We start from the raw sequence: 1,261 nt of genomic DNA, 5'->3' as shown, positions 1-1,261 counted from the left end.
ATATATTTAATTCAAAAAAAGCCATTTGAATCTTCAAATGGCTTTTTTATAAATCAAATTCGTTTTGCCAACTCTTCGGCTTTGCCTACATACAACGCAGGGGTCAGCTCAAGCAATTTGGCTTTGGCTTCTGCCGGAATTTCCAACGATTCGATAAAGAGTTTCAACACTTCAGGCGTAATGCCGTCTTTACCTCGAGTCAGGTCCTTCAGTTTCTCGTAAGGATTGGCCACGCCGTAACGACGCATTACGGTTTGAATCGGCTCGGCCAGCAACTCCCAAGTAGCGTCCAAATCGGCAGCAAGGGCGGCAGGATTCGGCTCAAGCTTGTTCAGACCGCGCAGATGGGCGATAAAGCCCAATACGGTATAGCCCACGCCTACGCCCATATTGCGCAATACGGTGCTGTCGGTCAGGTCGCGTTGCCAACGGGAAATCGGCAGTTTTTCAGACAAAAAGCCCAATACGGCATTGGCCATACCGAGGTTACCTTCGGAGTTTTCAAAGTCGATTGGATTGACTTTGTGCGGCATGGTAGAAGAACCGACTTCGCCTGCTTTGACTTTTTGTTTGAAGTAACCCAAAGAAATGTAGCCCCAAACATCGCGGTTGAGGTCGATCAGAATCGTGTTGACACGGCTGATGGCTTGGAAGAATTCCGCCATATAGTCGTGCGGCTCGATTTGAATGGTGTAGGGGTTGAAGGTCAGGCCGAGGCTAATTTCAACGAAGTTGCGGCAATGGGTTTCCCAATCTACATCGGGATAAGCGACCATATGGGCATTGTAGTTGCCGACTGCACCATTGATTTTGCCGAGGAACTCTTGCGCTTGCAGGTTTTTAAACTGACGTTGCAGGCGATACACGACATTGGCGATTTCTTTACCCAGTGTGCTTGGTGTAGCAGGCTGGCCATGCGTGCGGCTCATCATAGGGACGGCAGCCAACTCATGCGCCATACCGGTCAGTTTTTCGATGATTTCGGCCAGTTTCGGCAGCAAAACGGCCTCACGCGCTTCTTGCAGCATTAAAGCGTGGGACAGGTTGTTGATGTCTTCGCTGGTGCAGGCAAAGTGGATGAACTCGCTGGCGGCAGCCACTTCAGGCACGCCGGAGAAGCGTTCTTTAAGCCAATATTCGATGGCTTTGACGTCGTGATTGGTAGTCGCCTCAATGGCTTTGACGGCGGCGGCATCTTCAAGCGAGAAGTTTTCGATCACTTTGTCGATTTCGGCAAGCGTAAAATCGCTGAAAGCAGGAA

1 protein-coding gene is annotated in these 1,261 nt (G+C 50.1%); it reads right to left on the bottom strand.

All coding sequences use genetic code 11. The features are described 5' to 3' along the window. Window positions 1-53: 53 nt before the first annotated feature. The coding region (gene purB, locus ACTHUM_RS14470; RefSeq protein WP_440403220.1) for an adenylosuccinate lyase at window positions 54-1,261 on the bottom strand (1,208 nt) is incomplete at its 5' end.

The sequence above is a fragment of the Neisseria sp. P0021.S006 genome (assembly GCF_051956895.1).
Note: the sequence above shows the minus strand (reverse complement) of the source record. Positions and strands in the feature narration are given on the sequence as shown.